Annotated in this window: 15 protein-coding genes; 4 read left to right on the top strand and 11 right to left on the bottom strand. The window is 57.9% G+C overall.

Features of this window, described 5'->3' with window-relative positions; all coding sequences use genetic code 11:
• The 3 genes from A3714_RS12765 to A3714_RS12755 form a co-directional block, all read right to left on the bottom strand.
• Positions 1–488, bottom strand: a 488-nt coding sequence (locus A3714_RS12765) for a hypothetical protein (RefSeq protein WP_063527189.1), incomplete at its 3' end; no start/stop codon positions are given.
• Positions 488–1816, bottom strand: coding sequence for a peptidylprolyl isomerase (locus A3714_RS12760; protein WP_231865981.1), 1329 nt, complete (start codon positions 1814–1816; stop codon positions 488–490). The genes A3714_RS12765 and A3714_RS12760, both read right to left, overlap by 1 nt.
• Positions 1817–1976: 160 nt before the next feature.
• Positions 1977–2999 carry a hypothetical protein gene (locus A3714_RS12755; protein WP_062817715.1) on the bottom strand — a complete coding sequence of 341 codons (1023 nt, stop codon included), beginning with the start codon at positions 2997–2999 and terminating at the stop codon, positions 1977–1979.
• A 397-nt stretch (positions 3000–3396) separates the two neighbouring features.
• On the opposite strand from A3714_RS12755, the gene mscK reads away from it, so the two are divergent.
• Positions 3397–6762 (top strand): mechanosensitive channel MscK, encoded by a 3366-nt coding sequence (mscK, locus tag A3714_RS12750; protein WP_063509425.1) that lies wholly within the window; start codon positions 3397–3399, stop codon positions 6760–6762.
• Positions 6763–6837: 75 nt separating this feature from the next.
• On the opposite strand, the gene A3714_RS12745 is transcribed toward mscK, so the two are convergent.
• Together A3714_RS12745 and A3714_RS17750 are read right to left on the bottom strand one after the other, a co-directional pair.
• Entirely contained in the window at positions 6838–7053 is a 216-nt protein-coding gene (locus tag A3714_RS12745) for a TIGR02450 family Trp-rich protein (protein WP_063509424.1), read from the bottom strand.
• Between the two features lie 31 nt (positions 7054–7084).
• Complete coding sequence (locus A3714_RS17750; RefSeq protein ID WP_156492932.1) at positions 7085–8020, bottom strand: hypothetical protein; 936 nt, start codon at positions 8018–8020, stop codon at positions 7085–7087.
• Positions 8021–8477: 457 nt separating this feature from the next.
• Here A3714_RS17750 and trmY point away from each other — a divergent pair, with 457 nt between their 5' ends.
• Positions 8478–9080 carry a tRNA (pseudouridine(54)-N(1))-methyltransferase TrmY gene (gene trmY / locus A3714_RS12735; protein ID WP_063509422.1) on the top strand — a complete coding sequence of 201 codons (603 nt, stop codon included), beginning with the start codon at positions 8478–8480 and terminating at the stop codon, positions 9078–9080.
• A gap of 252 nt (positions 9081–9332) precedes the next feature.
• Here the strand turns inward: trmY and A3714_RS12730 are convergent, their stop codons facing one another.
• Both A3714_RS12730 and A3714_RS12725 read right to left on the bottom strand, forming a co-directional pair.
• Positions 9333–9740 carry an SMI1/KNR4 family protein gene (locus tag A3714_RS12730; RefSeq protein WP_063509421.1) on the bottom strand — a complete coding sequence of 136 codons (408 nt, stop codon included), beginning with the start codon at positions 9738–9740 and terminating at the stop codon, positions 9333–9335.
• 111 nt (positions 9741–9851) lie between these two features.
• On the bottom strand, positions 9852–10982 hold the full coding sequence (locus A3714_RS12725; protein ID WP_063509420.1) for a sterol desaturase family protein: 1131 nt from the start codon (positions 10980–10982) through the stop codon (positions 9852–9854).
• Between the two features lie 293 nt (positions 10983–11275).
• On the opposite strand from A3714_RS12725, the gene A3714_RS12720 reads away from it, so the two are divergent.
• Entirely contained in the window at positions 11276–13156 is a 1881-nt protein-coding gene (locus A3714_RS12720; RefSeq protein WP_063509419.1) for an ATP-binding cassette domain-containing protein, read from the top strand.
• Positions 13157–13170: 14 nt separating this feature from the next.
• On the top strand, positions 13171–14490 hold the full coding sequence (locus tag A3714_RS12715; protein ID WP_082844755.1) for a succinylglutamate desuccinylase/aspartoacylase family protein: 1320 nt from the start codon (positions 13171–13173) through the stop codon (positions 14488–14490).
• A 181-nt stretch (positions 14491–14671) separates the two neighbouring features.
• Here the strand turns inward: A3714_RS12715 and A3714_RS12710 are convergent, their stop codons facing one another.
• The 4 genes from A3714_RS12710 to A3714_RS12695 all read right to left on the bottom strand — a co-directional run bounded on the left by A3714_RS12710 (position 14672) and on the right by A3714_RS12695 (position 17485).
• Positions 14672–14974, bottom strand: a complete 303-nt coding sequence (locus tag A3714_RS12710) for a helix-hairpin-helix domain-containing protein (RefSeq protein WP_062817705.1) — start codon at positions 14972–14974, stop codon at positions 14672–14674.
• Between the two features lie 92 nt (positions 14975–15066).
• Positions 15067–15762, bottom strand: a complete 696-nt coding sequence (gene pyrF, locus A3714_RS12705) for an orotidine-5'-phosphate decarboxylase (protein ID WP_062817704.1) — start codon at positions 15760–15762, stop codon at positions 15067–15069.
• Positions 15763–16088: 326 nt separating this feature from the next.
• Positions 16089–17258 carry a lipopolysaccharide assembly protein LapB gene (lapB, locus tag A3714_RS12700; protein ID WP_063509418.1) on the bottom strand — a complete coding sequence of 390 codons (1170 nt, stop codon included), beginning with the start codon at positions 17256–17258 and terminating at the stop codon, positions 16089–16091.
• Positions 17255–17485: a lipopolysaccharide assembly protein LapA domain-containing protein gene (locus tag A3714_RS12695; protein WP_062817702.1), complete on the bottom strand. Its 231-nt coding sequence runs from the start codon at positions 17483–17485 to the stop codon at positions 17255–17257. The genes lapB and A3714_RS12695 overlap by 4 nt, the downstream gene beginning before the upstream one ends.
• Positions 17486–17497: the final 12 nt, after the last annotated feature.

Raw genomic sequence — 17497 nt, 5'->3', positions numbered from 1 at the left:
CTGATGCCTTCGGCGCGGCCTTTGGCAATCATCGCTTCCAGTTTCGGGATACGTTGATCAACGGCACTGGCGAACGAGGCATACACGTTCTGTTTCTGGCGCTGCTCGTACTGTTGATACAGCGCCGGATCGGCCAGCTCGGCCGCACTGGGCGGCTCACGCAAATCCGTTGGCGGGGCCAGCGGCGGTGTACGCGGATCGCCATGGCGCATGCTTTCACGCAGGGCCCTCACCGCTTGAGGCGAAGGCATCGGCCCGGCAGCGGCATGGTCAACGCGGGAGGCCCGGGATGGCCGCTGCCGTTCCGCCACGGTGTCAATCATGGGCAACGCCGTGGCCGCTTTTTCCTGCCCTTTCTGCACCGGGACCTCCACCGCCGTGCTGTCATTGGTCACCTCCGGTAGCGGCGCCTGTGCTGTGTTCGGTAACCACCTGGCCATCACCAGGGCCACCGCGCCCAGCAACAGGGCGATGAGCAGCGCTTTCATCACAGCACCGCCGGATTGATTCGCAGTGATGCCTGCTCGGTGACTTCCGCCAGCAGGCTCTGGAAGCGTTGTTGCAACAGCTCCTGAGCCACCGCCCGACCCGCACGGTAGCGCACTGATTCGCTATCCAGGCTCTGGTAGTCAGTGACTTTTTCTTCCACCAGAAACAGTTCCCAGTAGGGGGCACCATCGGCCCCAGGGCTGCGAAACGGGGGGGACACTGCGCCCTCAGGCTGCACAAACGCCAGTGCCCGGGTCCAGTGATCCTGCCGGGATTGCCGATCAATCCAGCCCAGATTACCGCCCTGTTTCCGGTCTGGTGTCACGGAGTAATCCGCGACTGCCTGATCAAATGACAAGCCATCCTGGATCAACGCATACACCCGATCTGCCTGCTGCTGACTACTCACTCGCAGATGCCGTGCACGCACCCGCTCCACACGGATGAATTGTTCCCTGTTCGCCGCGTAGTAATCGGCGATCTGCCCATCGCTCACCTGGGCTGCCAGCTCCCGCAGTTGCGGGTTGTCGTCATGGATGTCCTGCATCAGTCCCATGTCATGCATCAGACTCTCGCGCTGCAGGGCATCATCGATGCTGCGATCCACCGCGGCGATGGCCGCAGAGGACAGGCCGGCCTGTTGCTCAAACCAGTAAAACACGTAGGCCATGGTCAGCTGTTGTTTCACCGCTTCACGCATAAAATCCAGGTTGAGGTTATGCATCTGCACCTTTAACTGGATGTTCTGCCGGCGGTACAGATCCCACAGGGTCAGGGTCTGTTCCGGCTGGTCGTCAGCAAAGCGATAGCGGGCCAGCACATAGTTGCTGGCCGCTTGCTGCTGATCGTCAGTCATGGTGCTGTAAAGCGCCTGCTCCAGGGTCAGCATGGGCGCCAGCGCCTCACGGGAGAGAGCCAGCGGCGCGGTCAGGCTATCCAGGCTGTTGCCCATCCCATCCTCGTTAACCGCTTTGCGCAGGGCATCGGCATAGGCGGTACGAATCAGTTTGAAGCGCTGTTGTTCATGGCGGGTGACAGGGTCATAACCCACCCGCTCGGGATGGGCATGATGGTCATCCCGGGCGTTGGCCACCGCCGCCAGAAGACGGTTTTCCACCAGTCCCTTGAGCACTCGCTCCCGGCTGATATCCGGCTCGCTGCGCCGGGCCGCTGCCACGAACACATCCAGCGTGGCGGAGGGAATCACATCACCATCCACCCGGGCAGCCACGGTGTCGGGCAAGGGTCCCCACTGCTGCCAACCTGCATAGCCGCCCACGGCGACAACTGCCATCACAATGGCCAACATCCATCGGTGCATTGCCATGGAAGTTTTCCTCTAATTTTTCTTATTGCGCGTTCATTAGCCGTAGGGTGCACTGAGCCTAAGCGAACTGCACCGATCTGGCGTTTGGATGGTGCAGTTCGCTTAGGCTCAGTGCACCCTACGGAAAAACACCGGCCCGGTTACGAGCCGGTTCGCGGCATCACGGGTTTACCTGATGGGCCGCGTGGTTCAGCAGATGCACCACCATGGCGATGGCATTGGGAATCACCGTCTGCGCCACCTGCACGCGATCGGAATGGTCGGTGCTGGACAGCACGATACCGCCGTTGCCATAAGCCAAGGCGCCCCCCTCGGTGAGCAGTGGGCGGATATCCGTACCCGTGGGAGACAGCGGCGTAAAATTCTGCAGGGCCTGATCCACCAGGGCGGTGTCATTCAGGTTTTCGCTGTCGTAATAATCCGCCACCCAGGATTCCCAGCCGCTATGGTTCAGGGCCGAGGTGGTCCACACATGGTGGGGCTGCAACAGATCGGTGGTGTGCAATACAAAGCCCAGGGTCTGGGCGGTGGGCTGGCTGAGAAACTGGCTGTACCAGTACTGGCCCAGGTTATCGATGGGCTGGAACGGCATTTCCTCGAAGTCATCGTACATGGACTTGCTGGAATAGCTGCCCTGGCGATAGTTCGCTTCGGTAATCCCGTAGGTGTTGTACTGCGAATCATCCGACCACCACCAGCCACTCATTCCACCGGAACCATCATCCAGGTAATCACCATACAGCCAGGACGCGGCCAGGTTATCGATATCGCCCCAGACCGTGAGCAGGTCATAGTTATAGCCGCCCAGATCATTACCGTGCACGTCGGAACTGCGGGTGTGATTCTGGAAGTGCCAGTAGGAGGTATAGTTCACCAGTGAAGCACCGGCGTTGAATACCGGGGCGTAAACGCAATCACCGGTGACCGCGCCACACAGATAGGTGTCCTGGAAGTCATCCACATCGTAGGCACCCTGGCCAATCACCTCGGCAAACTGCTCCATGGTATAGCCTGCAGCATTGACCCAGGCCTTGAGGCGGTTGTACTCGGTATTGCCCGGGTGGTTTTTCATGTATTCCACCGCATCAATGGCAATGCGCTTGTGGGTAATCTGTTGAAACGCCTGGGCAGGCGCAGAGATAACAACGGCAGCCAGCAGGCCGCAGAGTGCGAGCTTGTTCATGGGTCCCCTCCCAATGCTTATGAAGTTTGTTGTGTTTATTGATCAAACAATAAACACACTGGCCCTGACACCCTAGGACGTAGCCGGACAAAAAATGGACATTTTCTGCCACGAGGATTCACGGGTTGCCAGCGCGGCCTTCAGCCTGCGATGAAGAGATGACGGGAGGGTGTCATCATGAATCTGGGGTGCGCAGGGCCCGATTCAGGATACACTCGCTACCCCATGGGACCGGTGAGACAACGGCTGCGTGGCCTGCAACGCCTTGCTAAGCTTGTTCTGAGCCCGAGAAAATCCGTCTTGGATCACATGTATTGCCCTCCCGGACCCATTACACTCGGCAACACATGGTCAACACTCTTTGATTGCCCGTCACAGCCCTTGGAGCCTTCAGGTTATGGATCGACGTCTGGCCCTTATTCTGCTCATTTTCCTGCCTGCCCTTGCCCAGGCTCAGATCGGGGGTTTTTCCCTGCCCGGCGTCGGCGATCTGGAAAAGCAGATCACCGAAAGCGCCGAAAACAGTGCTGACGGTACCAACACCGACAAGAAACTTCTCGAGCGCACCCTGGAATTGCGCCGGGAAGTGGACAGCAATCAACAAACCATCAAGGATCTGGAAACCTTCGCTCGCCAGGCTGCCACACAGCGGGCCCGACTGAACGCCGAACTGGCCGAGGCTCGCCAGCAACAGGACAAGGACTGGTCCGCACAATACCAGGACCTGTCCCTGCAGGCCCTGGCGGAAAAACTGACCAGCCGGCTGGATGCACTGGAAAAAAACCAGAGTCGGCTGGCGGAAGTGAACAGCGAACTGACCCGGACCCAGACACTGCCCGAGCAGGCCCAGAATGTGATCAGCAAAGCCATGGAGCGTATGGATACCATCCGCTCCCGGCTGAATGAGGGCACCGACGAGAACGGCGAGCCTCTCAGTGAAAAACAGGAGCAGGGGCTCAATATCGAGCTGCGTGCCCTGGAAACCCGCATTGAGCGCTTTAATCAGGAACTGTCCGTTGTCGACAAGAAACAAGATGTCGCCCGTCTGGAACAGCAGCTGTTGCGTACCGAGCAAGCCACCCTGGAAGCCCAACTGGATGCCGTACAGCCCCTGATCCAGCAACGCCGCATCAATCAGCTGCAGGACATGGCCAATGCGCCGGAATCGTCCCTGCCGGAAAGCGTACTGGACAACAAGCGTATCAAGGCTGCCATCGCCGAAAACCAGGCCCTGCGCGAACAGCTTGCCACCACCAGCCAGGCGGTGAACGGCCTGCTACGTGGCGCCATCGACACCAAAACCCAGCTCGACAAGGCCCGCGCCCTGTCCAGCACCGTCAACGACCAGATCCGCCTGCTGGACGGTAGCCTGTTGTTGTCACGGGTGTTGTACCAGCAACAGAAGCGTCTGCCACAAAGTCAGCCGGACATGGACCTGCAGAAAAATATTTCGGATGCCCGTCTGGAGCAATTCGAACTGGAGCAGAAGATCCAGTCCCTGGATAACTCCCCCTTGCCGGAACAGGAAAAACTCAAGGGCGAACTTACCGCGGATATGGAACGCGCCTTTTCAATCCTGCATCGGGAACGTCGGGAACTGTACGACCAGCTCAACCAGGAACTGGGCCGTCAACTGGCCATCCTCACCCGGACCCAGTTGAATCAGGAGCAGCTGAACAAGGTGTCCCGCAGCCTGCACAAGATCATCTCCGAGCAAACCTTCTGGATGCCCAGCACCCAGCCGGTCAGCCTGGAGTGGCTGGGCAAATTGCCCGGCCACATTACCCAGCAACTGCAGGACATGCCCTGGAAAGCCCTCTGGCAAGGCAGCCGGGACTTGGTGACCGGGAAGTGGGGCTGGCTGATTCTGGCCCTGATCCCCGCGGTGACTCTGATACTGCTGCGACCGCGACTGAAAAAGCGTATCGACACCATGAACCAGGATGTGGGGTTCCTGCGCCGCGACAGCCAGCTGCATACGCCGTTAAGCCTGTTCTATACCGTGCTGATATCCTCGCCGGCGCCTATCGCTTTGGGGATTATCGCCGCTGGCCTGTGGCGCCAGCCCAGCACCATCACCAGTGTACTGGGCGCCGCCTTTGCCCAGCTTGCCTTGCTCTGGCTGGTATTCGAAATGCTCTACCGGCTGCTGAAAAGTGGCGGTATCGCCCAGCGTCATTTCCGCTGGGACAACGAGCATAATCAGCATATGCGCCGCCGCCTGGCCCTGACCGGCCTGGCCATTATTCCCATGACTTTCATCATCGCCTTTGGCGACCAATGGCCCGCCCAGCTCAGCAACGATCGCCTGGGACTGGTCATCATGGTAGCCAGCCTGATCGTGGTGATGATCAGCTTGCCCTCAGTGGCACAGAGTTACCCGGGCCGGCATTACAGCCGTACCATGAAGGGCCTGTCCACCGGACTCTGCGCCGCCGCGCCCCTGATCCTCACGGTGCTGATCGGCATCGGCTATTACTACACCTCGGTTCGCCTGGCCGGGCACATGATCTACAGCCTCTACCTGGTGGTTCTGTGGATTCTGCTGGATGCCGTCGCCGTGCGGGGGCTCGCCGTTGCCGCCCAGCGACTGGCCTACCGCCGTGCGGTGACCCAGCGGGAAGCCGACCAGAAGGGCTCGGACACCTCCTCAGCTGCCTCGGAAGCAGTGGAAGTCGAAGAACCGCAGCTGGACCTGAAACAGGTGAACCAGCAGTCCCTGCGCCTGATCCGCCTGGCACTGATTGCCGGTATCGCAGTGCTGGTTTACTGGGTATGGGCCGATGTCTTCCATGCCTTCTCCTACACCGAAAACATCGTGCTCTGGGAAACCGCCGATGCCGCCGGCCAGGCCGGCAGCACCTCGCCCATCAGTCTGGGCGATGTGATGACCGCCTTGATCATTGGTGCGGTCACCTTCCTGCTGGCCAGCAACCTGCCCGGCCTGCTGGAAGTACTGGTGCTGTCACGGATGGACCTGCGCCAGGGCACCAGCTACGCCACCACGACCCTGCTCTCCTACGTAATCGTGGGCGGCGGCATCATCATCACGTTCGGTGCCCTGGGCCTGAGCTGGGACAAGATGCAGTGGCTGGTTGCGGCCCTGGGGGTGGGCCTGGGCTTTGGCCTGCAGGAAATCTTTGCCAACTTTATCTCCGGTATCATCCTGCTGTTCGAGCGCCCCATCCGTATTGGCGACGTGATCACCATCAACAACCTGGACGGCACCGTCAGTCGCATCCGCATCCGCGCCACCACCCTGATTGACTTCGACCGCAAGGAAATCCTGGTGCCCAACAAGGTGTTCGTCACCGAGCGACTGATCAACTGGTCCCTGTCCGACACCGTCACCCGCATCATCATCAAGGTGGGCTTCGCCTACGGCTCCGACCTGCAGAAATGCCGCGACGTTCTCATGCAGGCCGCCCGGGAAAACAAACGGGTGCTACGAGACCCGGAACCGGTGGTGTTCTTCCTCAGCTTCGGTGCCAGCACCCTGGACCACGAACTGCGCGTCCACGTGAATGACATCGGCGACCGCCTGGCCGCCACCGACGAACTCAATCGCCATATCGATGCCCTGTGCAAGGAACACGACATCGAAATCGCCTTCAGCCAGCTGGATATCCATATCCGCAATGGTGATGGCGACAAGCTGTGTATTGAGGGGGAAAAGAAGGAAAAGTCTGTACAGCAAGACGATAAGGGCCAGGCACCCAAAGCCAACGACGGCGAGCATAACGAAAGTAACGACCCTCGCTAAACCCACAGGGCGGAAATACCCAACCGGATATTTTCGCCCTATGGCGCCCCTCCAGCAGTCACGAGAACGAAATAATTACTTCCAGCCCTGCTGCCAGCTCGACGCATCTCTCAGTGCTTTCCAATCAATAGCCTCTGAACGGTTTGATATCACCGCCTCTATCAGGCAGTGAACAACCTCACCCTCTTCATCGAATTCGACTTCAGTCACCAGAAAATGCTTTTCTTTCTTTACTGGCTTGACCGCAGTCCACTTGCTGTGAAGCAACTTTCTGGGATTGATTTTATTCATTGCTACTCTTCAATTGACATCAACGCCGCGCTCAGCCGCTGACAAAAGTGGCGCTTGTTTTGCGGCTTTTTGCAAAACGAGTGACACTTTTGGCAGTCGGTTGCAGCGCCTTGTTAAGCCTACCATCTGGTTGCCAGTTTCCCTCTCCGAGAAACGAACCAACTATTTGTGTAAGTGACAGGCCTAAGTATTCTTGAGCTGCCGACTCGCCTGCATCTTCGTAATTTGCATGATTGCTGAACTTTGCAAAAGCCGAAAAATCCTGAGAAATATTACGAGCAAGAATATGAGCCAAGTTATAGCTAAGCTCCTGACCTTCATCAATTGCCATAAAGCTTTCACCAGACCAAAAAGCTTGGATAGTATTTTCATTCCAATACCTTTGGTGACGCTCAACCATTTCTTTATCAAGGAAAAGGCGATTACCTGAAAGCACATCTTCCATCAGAACAGCTATGCCTTCATTTAGCCATAATGGTATCGGGAGATGAACCAGGCAAGCATGGGTCAGCTCATGAACTGCAATTGGCTCAGCATAATCTATATCTTGAGATGGAAACACAAAATGACCATAGCCTTCATTTATGTACATTCCTGAGCTAAGACCAAACTCTCCCTCATCTGGAAAGAACATACCAACGTATTCATAATACTGGTCAATATCTTGAAAAATTAGAGCTACATGCTTTCCAAAGCCTTCGTCGGAAGCAATTCCATCAAGAGTTTTTAAAATTCGTTTTAAAGTTCTTTCTAAGAATCCAGAGAAAACGTGAATGTATCGATCGCCTTCATTCGACATTATCGAGAAATTAGGCGACTCTTCGATTCTATAGTCATTGCCAAATTCACTGGCGATTGACTCTAACCATTTCTTACATTCTTTAGACCATTCAGAATGCAAGTCTTCAAGACTTAGATCATCTCCAATCCTTTGAGCTATTTCATTCCAATCTGGCTTAATACTCATCGATCTCTCTATTTATTCGGCTTAACAGCGTATTCAATTGCAGATGCGATATATCACTTTGCAATATATCCCCAGCCCCTCCTTTCCCTGAATCTACCCGAAAACTCCTACCAATCAATGCCTTGACCGCGATCCAGGAACCATTCTCAGCTGACTTTTCTTGCACTTGCGTGTTGAACGGGAAATTGAGTGCCGACTTTTCTTGCATCCCCAAATCTGAAAATTCACTTTATCTCAGCAACTTACCAATATCTGTAAGCCATATCCTACATATTCAAATTGCGTGCGGGTGAAAAGCGGGGCGCCAGGTCGTCTGGTGCTTCGGATACAGGCGGCACGGCAAATCACTGATCGCCTTCCCCGGCCACCTATGGCGTGTCATAGGCCCTCGCTTTGCGAGCAAAGCGCCAACGAGGGGGTTACAATCGTCGGCTGCGTCATCTTAACCAGGAGTCCTATGCGTACTTTCGTCCTCCGTGCCCGCGCCGCGTCCACCAACAGCCAGACCCTGATGGATAATGTGGGTGGCGATGCCCATAGCGAGATCCTCGCCCATACCCTGATGAATGCGATCTTCGTGGCACAGTCGCACCGGCCGGATGTGGTGGTGCACCTGGTGCTGGAGAGCACCCAGGATTACTCCCGCACCATTACCTTCGTGGCGGCAGAAATGCGCGATATTGGTGGCTTTCATGAGCAGGCGCTGCTGGCCAAGGTGACACGGGCACTGGATGCCTCTGCCGGCATGGGCAAGGAGCAGATGAAGGCAGTGGAAAGCGGCATTACCGTGCGCACACTGAGCTTTGAGAAGCTGGTGAAGGCGCTGGCCGAGGACGGGCATCAGCTGTACATGATGGACCCCAAGGGCGAGAGTATTCGAGAGCTGGACTTTGCGGAAAAGCCCTGCTTCCTGCTTACCGATCACATCCCCATGCCGAAGAAGAGTTTTAACAGCTTGAAGCGGCTGGGAACGGAGAAGATCAGCCTGGGGCCAACCATGCTGTTTGCGTCCCAGTGTGTGGTATTGATCAATAATGAGCTGGATTTGGCGGGGGTGTAGGAGGAACGGTGGCCCACAATGTAGGAGCACCTCTTGAGGTGCGAACCTTGCGAAGCAAGACCCTTCATTGCAGAGAAGCCCCCTACAGAGGGCGGAGTATTCATTTCGAGGAAGCGGGAGGCCACGGCCAACGCCTTTTCCTCGCTTGGGCTCGGATTCGCACCTCGAGAGGAGCTCCTACAGCGGCTTCGTGAGGCGGGTTTGGGGTTTGGAGTTTTAGTGAGCTATTAATTATTCATTATTAACTATTAATTAACTCTCTAACCAGACTTCTCTGGCCCACTGCCAGATAGAGCTCCATTCCTCATCCTCGTTGACACCCTCGCCCGGTACCCAGAAGACGATCTGGCCGTCCTGGGCGATGGCGTAGAGGCCGTCTGCAGCCTGGCAGACGGGGATCAGCGAACGGGGCATGCCCTGGTCCCAGGCCTGGGCGGCCAGCTCGGGAAGGAAGTTGTGGGCGTAGTCGTCCATGACGGTGGCCGGCTCCAGGCTGCCGCAAAGGATGTCGCCGGTGGTGAGCAGGAATTCCTTGTACTCCCCCGGCAGGGAAATCAGCAGTTGTTCCTCGATTTCCACCAGCCGGTCTTCATCCGGCAGCTCCAGGGCTACCAGAGAGCCCTGGTGGCGTTCGCGCAGCAGGTCGATCAGGTCATCCATTTACAGCGTTCCGGTTGGCATATTCGTTAACCATATCCTGTAGGAGCCATGCTTGCATGGCGAACCCGAAGCTGGAGTTCGCCATGCAAGCATGGCTCCTACGATACAATTTTATTCCTGACGGTGATCCCGACGGAACGGGAACAGAAACTGGTCGACCACGCCTTCCGGCACCTTGGTGCTGGCCCGGGTGCCGTACTCGGCAGCCAGTCGGTTGGGCATGATCAGGGTGCCGAACAGTTTATCGTAGATGGGCAGAAAGGCGGCGTAATTTTTGTCCACGGCCTCGTCTTCCGAGGAGTGGTGCCAGTGATGGAATTCCGGGGTGGCGATCAGCCAGCGGATGCCCGGAAACCGGAAGCGCACATTGGCGTGGATAAAGATCGCGTGGAAGGACACAAACACCAGATAGGCGTACACCGCTGACGGCGAAAAGCCCAGAATGAAGATGGGCAGGTAGCCGACAAAACGGTTGGCGATGATTTCCACCACATGCAGGCGCGAGGAGGCCAGCCAGTCCATCTGGGTGGTGGAATGGTGCACGGCGTGGAATTTCCATAGCCACGGTACTTCGTGGAAGGCCCGGTGAATCCAGTAGCTGCCCAGGTCGATGACGATGAGAATCTCGATGAACTGCAGCCACAGGGGCTGGCTGGCGATGGCCTGTTGGAAGCCAATATCCACCTTGTCGTGGAGCACCACCTGAATGGGGATGATGGTGAAGAAGCTGATCAGCTGCAGGCCCACATGGCTGAACAGGAAGTACTTGATATCCGTAACCCAGCCCCCGCGCAGGGTTTTCTGGTCCGGGTCTTTGGGGAAGGCCCGCTCCAGCGGGATAAACACCAGGGCCAGCACCAGCAGCGTAAGGATAAAATAGTCGAGCCCGGCGTAGAGGCTGCGACCTTCCACCGGCGGCACATCCAGCCGTCCGGAGCCGATCAGCGCGGCCATGCAGGCCAGCACCATGCCGATGATGCCGTAGCGCTTTTCCTGATGACGCAGCACACTGAAAAAGCCACAGACAAAGCCGATACCGATGCCGATGAACAGGGCAATGCGCAGCACCTCGGCGTTGTATAAGGCACGGAATTCCGGGGTGGTCAGCAGCTCCGGGTAGAGGAAACAGAAGCTGCCCAGCAGCGCCAGGACACCCAATCCAATGGACACGGTGGCGGTGATCTTGCCCTGGCCCGGGGTCAGATCCACCTCTTCGTAACGTTCCCGCAAAAAGTCTGTCATTTGTTGTTCTCCTTCTGAGCCAAGGCTGCCCGATGATCCCTTCAGACACCACTACACGCCCGTAACAAGCTGCTACACTGCGCGTTCAAGAAACATAGCTGCAAGCTACAAGCCGCAAGCTACAGCGCGATCACGCAATGGGTTACGGAACAGCATTGAGCCCGCGACCACCCTGCGATAATCGCGGTCGGAGAGCTCACAGTATTCTGCCTGCCTGACCCGCGTTGTAGCTTGCAGCTTGTAGCTTGAAACTGCTCCGCCCCATTATTCACATATTTGGTTATCCATAAAGTATGCCTCTGATTACCCTCCGCGACATTCAGCTCAGTTATGGGCAGCAGCCGCTGCTGGATCACGTCACCCTGTCCATCGACCCGGGGGAACGGCTTTGTCTGATCGGTCGTAACGGGGCCGGCAAGTCCACCCTGATGAAGGTGATTGCCGAGGAGATCCATGCGGATGACGGCCAGATTGAGAAAACCCAGGGGCTGACCGTGGCCCGTCTGGAGCAGGAAGTCCCGGACGATCAGGACCACAGCGTCCATTTCATGGTAGCCGAGGGCCTCGGCGAGCATGGTGCCCTGCTCAGCGAACACGCGGAGCTGGTCCACCATCTCGGCGATGGTGACGACAAGATCCTGGCCCGGTTCGAGCAGCTGAGCAGCGAGATCGAAGCCTGTGGTGCCTGGCAGCTGTCCCAGCGGGTGGACACGGTGCTGTCCAAGCTGAAGCTGGATGGCGACCAGCCCTTTGCCGGCCTGTCCGGGGGCATGAAGCGGCGGGTGCTGCTGGCCCGGGCGCTGGTGCAGGAACCGGATATCCTGCTGCTGGACGAGCCCACCAACCACCTGGATATGGATTCCATCCAGTGGCTGGAAGAGTTCCTGAAGAGCTACGGCGCCACCCTGGTGTTTATCTCCCACGACCGGGCCTTTATCCGCTCCCTGGCCACCCGCATCATCGAGCTGGACCGGGGCAAGCTGACCAGCTGGCCGGGCAGCTATGAGAAGTATCTGAGCGGCAAGCAGGCGGCGCTGGAAGCGGAAGAGCGGGCCAACGCCGAATTCGACAAGAAACTCAGCCAGGAAGAAAAGTGGATACGCCAGGGCATCAAGGCACGCCGTACCCGTAACGAAGGCCGGGTGCGTGCCCTCAAGGCCATGCGCGATGAATTCGCTCAACGCCGCAACCGCACCGGCACCGCCAGCCTGACCATCCAGAGCGGCGACAATTCCGGCAAGGTGGTGGTGGAAGCCGAGCATCTGAATTACAGCGTGGACGGCAAGACCATCGTGCGGGATTTTTCCGTGAACCTGCTGCGTGGGGACAGGGTAGGCATTCTCGGCCCCAACGGCTGTGGCAAGTCCACCCTGATCCGTCTGCTACTGGGCCGACTGGCCCCGGACAGCGGCACCGTGAAGCTGGGCACCCAGCTACAGGTGGCCTATTTCGATCAGTTGCGAGATACCCTCAACGAGGAAAAGAGCGTGATCGACAACGTGGCCGAAGGCTCCGATGTGGTCACCATCAATGGCCAGAACAAGCATGTGATCGGCTATCTGCAGGATTTCCTGTTCGACCCGAGCCGGGTGCGCCAGCCGGTGAAATCCCTGTCCGGCGGGGAGCGCAATCGCCTGTTGCTGGCCAAGCTGTTCACCAATCCCTTCAACCTGCTGGTCCTGGATGAGCCCACCAATGACCTGGACGCAGAAACCCTGGAGCTGCTGGAAGAACAATTGATGAACTACCAGGGCACCCTGCTGCTGGTCAGCCACGACCGGGAGTTCATCGACAATGTGGTGACGTCCACCCTGGTGTTCGAAAACGGCGAGCTCAACAGTTATGTGGGCGGTTATCAGGACTGGTTGCGCCAGCGCCCGGAACCTGTGAAGGGAAAAACCGTCAAATCCGCCAAGCCGGTACTAGAACCGGCTCCGGCAGCACCGAAACGCAAAAAGCTGTCCTACAAGGATCAGCGTGAGCTGGAGCAATTGCCGGAGCGTATTGAACAACTGGAAGCGGCACTGGAGGCGGTACAGGCGCGCATGTCGGACCCGGCCTTCTTCAAGGGTGACCCGGCTGAGATCAGTGCCGCACAACAGCAACAAACCGAGCTGCAGGCGGAACTGGAAACCACCTTCGCTCGCTGGGACGAGCTGGATCAGCTTGGCTGAATCAAGGAGCTTTTGTGTATAAAACGTGGTCTTCGCTGGCTATCACGGCAATCCTGACCCTTTCCGGTCTGGCGACAACGCCAGGCTGGGCCAATGAAGTGGAAGACGAAGAGCGCGCAGTGGAACGCCAACAGGAAAGCGATGGCCTGGCCACTAGCAGCGCGGATACGAACAAAACCGACAATCCCATGGCGGACGCCTCGGACCCGCCGGCGGAGGCCCCCTCTCCCCAGCCCTTGTCCCTGCTCGGAGAACAGGTAGCGCCGGGAAGCTTTGCCACCCTGCACTGGACCCCGGATCAGTCCTTTGCGTCGATTGCCACCCCGGTACCGGTGCTGGTGGCCCATGGCGACAAGCCCGGGCCGCGGTTGTGTCTGACCGCGGCCATCCATGGTGATGAACTGAACGGTATCGAAATGGTGCGCCGTCTCATGTACGAACTGGAACCCGACCAGCTGGCCGGCACGGTGATCGGTGTGCCCATCGTCAACCTGGACGGCTTTCGCAATGGTTCCCGGTATCTGAGCGACCGCCGGGATCTGAACCGCTACTTCCCGGGCAACAAGAAAGGCAGTGCCGCCAGTCGCGTGGCCCACTCCCTGTTCAGCAATATTGTTCGCCACTGCGATTATCTGGTGGACCTGCACACCGGTTCCCAGAAACGGGTCAACCTGCCCCAGCTCCGGGCGGATCTGGACAACCCGGATGTGGTGGCCTTTGCCAAGCACTTTGGCGGCATGACCGTGCTGCATAGCCCCGGTGTCACCGGCATGCTTCGCGACGCGGCAGTGAAAAAAGATATTGTGGCGGTCACCATGGAAGCCGGTGGTCCCAACCGGCTGGAAACCGAAGCTGTGAGCTATGGGGTTCAGGCCATCGATACCCTGCTGGAAAATCTGGGCATGCGGAAGGCCAGTCGTTTCTGGAGCGCCCCGCAACCGGTGTTCTATGAGTCGGAGTGGATTCGTGCTACCCAGGGCGGCATTCTGCTTGCCGAGGTAGAACTGAATCAGAAGGTGAAAAAAGGCCAGGTACTGGGCACCGTCACCGACCCGATCAGCAATACAGGCAGCGCCATCATTGCGCCATATAACGGTCGAGTTCTCGGAATGGCAGTGAACCAGGTAGTTCATGCCGGCTTTGCGGCCTTCCGCATCGGCGAGGAAAAGACCACCGAGGAAGTGGAAGCCAAGGCGGAAAAAGCCACCCAGGAAAAAGAGGAACAGCGCCAGCATGAGGGCGACACTCCGGTTCAGGACACCCCGTCACACGAACCGAACCGGGTTGATGATCTCAGCCAGGCGGAAGAAGAGGAAAGTCATACGGAAGAATGAAACACTGACACCAGAAACAACACGCAAAAAGGCTTCCCGATGGAAGCCTTTTTTGTGGGCGCGATTTCAAACCCGACCCTTCCACTAAACTGACCAACCCCGTTGGAGCCTTGTTCACAAGGCGAACATATCTGCTACCTCTTCGCTTTGCGAGCAAAGCTCCAACGGGACCGGTGAAGCCTTACTGCACCACCAGGTTGTCCCGCATTTTTGCCAGGGTCTTTTCACCAATCCCCTTGATGGCAAGGAGTTGATCTACGCTGGTGAAAGGCCCCTGACTGTCACGCCACTGCACGATGGCTTCCGCGGTTTTCGGGCCTACGCCCTTGAGCTCCTGGAGCTGGGTCACATCCGCGGTATTCAGGTTGATGCGGTTTTCCGTTTCGGTGTTGGCTGCCTCCTTGACTGCTTCGACTTCCACGGCCAGAGCCGGCAGGCTCAGCGCCAGCAGCAGGGACACCACAATCGCTTTCCAAGTTTTCATGGGGATCTCCGTTTTTATTTATTGGAGTCCACACCATAGAAAGTCCGTGGCAGGGAAGTTATCAGCCGGAGGTGACGGATGACGTAAGCGGCTCAGGCAAGGCTCTGTAATATCTCGTCCACGACCGCTGTAGGCTTGGCAGCCTGGGTAATCGGTCGACCGATTACCATATAGTCCACACCCGCATCCCGGGCCTGTAGCGGGGTCAACACGCGGCGCTGGTCGCCGGCGTCGGCGCCTGCAGGCCGGATACCCGGGGTAACGAGCTCAAATTGGCGACCACAGGCATCCTTGAGCATGGCAGCTTCCCGGGCAGAGCACACCACCCCGTCCATGCCAGAACGTTTGGCCAGCTCGGCCAGGCGCTGCACCTGCACGTTGGGCTCGTCCATCACGCCGATTTGCTCCAGATCGGCCCCTTCCATGCTGGTCAGCACGGTCACCGCAATCAGGTGGGGGCGGCTGGCGTGGTTGGCGATGGCATTGGCGGCGGCTTCCATCATCCGCTGGCCGCCGCTGGCATGAACATTGACCATCCACACGCCCAGATCGGCCGCTGCCGCCACGGCACCGGCCACGGTATTGGGGATGTCATGGAATTTCAGGTCGAGAAACACCTCGAACCCTTTGCTGTGCAATCCCTCCACAATGGCCGGGCCACTGCGGGTAAAGATTTCCTTGCCCACCTTGACGCGCACCTTGGCCGGATCCAGCTGATCAGCCATGGCCAGCGCCCGGGCGGCATCGGGGTAGTCCAGGGCGACAATGACAGGGCTGGAGATGGGCATGGCGATTTCCTGAGTGGCGGGTGGGCGTGGGTATGGTAGGCGTTGGGTTAAGCGGGTTCAAGAATTGCCAGGGCACGCTTTGATCGTCATGCAAACGGTTCCTGTAGGAGCTCCACTCGAGGTGCGAACCGAACGTAGCGAGGCAACCCCAGGAAGATCACTCTTTAGCGACCTGTAGAGCCCGGAAATGCCTGATCGCCCTGCGGTCGATTCCGTGCTTCGCACGGTTCGTGCCTCAAGAGGAACTCCTACAGCGGCTTCGTGAGAAATGACGAAGCCCTGGGAACTTCCAAACATTGCCAATCCAATCGAGGGTAGCTCGTAGCCTAGACTTCCTTCACCACCGGCTTGATGGACCCCCAGCGCTTGCAGCTTGGGCAGCGCCATTGCATCAAGGGAGTTTCGAAACCGCAGCGACGGCATTTGTAGAGACTCTTGTCGTTGAGCAATTGCTCGGACAGTTGCTTGAGTACTCCCAGGTGCTCGCGGGCCTCCCCTTCTGCACTGCCGGCCAGGCTCATGTCGATGATCCGGTTGAGCCCACGCACAGAAGGATTCGCTTTCATGTATTCAGCAATGAAATCCGCCGCTTCCTTGTCGCCGTAACGCTCCTTGAGCGCTTCGGAAAGCAGCAGGATGCGGCTGGTGCTGGGTTTTTCGGCACTGTAGTCCGCCAGCATCTGAATAAATTCTTCGTCTTTCTCCTGCTGCTGGTAACAGGTGCGCAGCTTGTCGAGCACTTCATCGAAGAAGTCACTGTCCTGGACCCAGATGCGCTGCAGCCCCTGGATGGCGGCATCCCAATTCTGCTCGCCCATTTCCAGCTCGCCTTCTGCAATGCTGGCTCTTACGCACTGATCATCGAACGACAGGGCCCGGCGCAACATGCGACGGGCTGGATTGATATCGCCGTCACGGCGCAGATTATCCGCCTGTTCACAGCAATACTGGGCCAGTACCGGCCCCAACGACGGGCGGCTTTTGATCAGCCGTTCGCCCATGCTGATGGCATTGACCCAGTCCCGCTCCTGCTCGTACAGGCCCATCAGTTGCTGACAGACTTCATCCTTGGCCTGGCAATCCTGATCCAGCATTTCCAGCAGTACCTGCTCGGCCAGATCGAAGATGCCACTGGCCAGATAATCCTGGGCCAGCTCCAGCTGAATTTCTTCCTGGACCGGGCGGCCATAGTCGCCATGTTCCAGCAGGTGGGTATGGAGCTGGGCCGCCCGGTCGAACTCGCCCCGTTTGCGGAACAGCTTGCCCAGGGCCAGGTGGGTATCCAGGCCCTCCTCACTCACATCCAGGCCCTTGAGCAGCGCCTCAATCCCCTTGTCGGGTTCTTCATTAAGAAAGAAGTTGATGCCGGCCACATAATCCTTGGACAGGGACGCCATGCGCCGACGTTGGCGGCGCTTGCTTTCACGCTTGCCGAGAAAAAAACCGGCCGCAATGGCAACAAAGAACAGTGGCAACAGCCAAAAGGATTCACTCATGAAAACAGGCTCTTGAGGCCACGCAGGCCGATACCGGCCAGCAGTCCCAGGAAAAGACCAATAGCCAGTACACCGATCACCAGCACACCCAGCGAGACCTCCCAGTGCCACTGGTAGAACAGCATATCCAGCATCACCAGGTCACGATTGCTGGTGACAAACAGAAAGGCAAAAAGAAAAACGGCCACAACGGCCAGAATTACCAGAATCCGGTACAGGTTTCGCATCGAAAGGTTCCC

Source organism: Alcanivorax sp. HI0007 (assembly GCF_001635525.1).
Taxonomy (GTDB): Bacteria; Pseudomonadota; Gammaproteobacteria; order Pseudomonadales; family Alcanivoracaceae; genus Alcanivorax.
Note: the sequence above shows the minus strand (reverse complement) of the source record. Positions and strands in the feature narration are given on the sequence as shown.

Bases quoted from the DNA above. Each gene is read 5' to 3' on its own strand.
- A3714_RS12695 (WP_062817702.1), bottom strand. From the start codon at position 17,485: ATGCGAAACCTGTACCGGATTCTGGTAATTCTGGCCGTTGTGGCCGTT.
- pyrF (WP_062817704.1), bottom strand. From the start codon at position 15,762: ATGCCCATCTCCAGCCCTGTCATTGTCGCCCTGGACTACCCCGATGCC.
- A3714_RS12745 (WP_063509424.1), bottom strand. From the start codon at position 7,053: ATGAATAAAATCAATCCCAGAAAGTTGCTTCACAGCAAGTGGACTGCG.
- lapB (WP_063509418.1), bottom strand. From the start codon at position 17,258: ATGAGTGAATCCTTTTGGCTGTTGCCACTGTTCTTTGTTGCCATTGCG.
- A3714_RS12760 (WP_231865981.1), bottom strand. From the start codon at position 1,816: ATGGCAATGCACCGATGGATGTTGGCCATTGTGATGGCAGTTGTCGCC.
- A3714_RS12730 (WP_063509421.1), bottom strand. From the start codon at position 9,740: ATGGATGACCTGATCGACCTGCTGCGCGAACGCCACCAGGGCTCTCTG.
- A3714_RS12755 (WP_062817715.1), bottom strand. From the start codon at position 2,999: ATGAACAAGCTCGCACTCTGCGGCCTGCTGGCTGCCGTTGTTATCTCT.
- trmY (WP_063509422.1), top strand. From the start codon at position 8,478: ATGCGTACTTTCGTCCTCCGTGCCCGCGCCGCGTCCACCAACAGCCAG.
- mscK (WP_063509425.1), top strand. From the start codon at position 3,397: ATGGATCGACGTCTGGCCCTTATTCTGCTCATTTTCCTGCCTGCCCTT.
- A3714_RS12710 (WP_062817705.1), bottom strand. From the start codon at position 14,974: ATGAAAACTTGGAAAGCGATTGTGGTGTCCCTGCTGCTGGCGCTGAGC.
- A3714_RS12720 (WP_063509419.1), top strand. From the start codon at position 11,276: ATGCCTCTGATTACCCTCCGCGACATTCAGCTCAGTTATGGGCAGCAG.
- A3714_RS17750 (WP_156492932.1), bottom strand. From the start codon at position 8,020: ATGAGTATTAAGCCAGATTGGAATGAAATAGCTCAAAGGATTGGAGAT.
- A3714_RS12725 (WP_063509420.1), bottom strand. From the start codon at position 10,982: ATGACAGACTTTTTGCGGGAACGTTACGAAGAGGTGGATCTGACCCCG.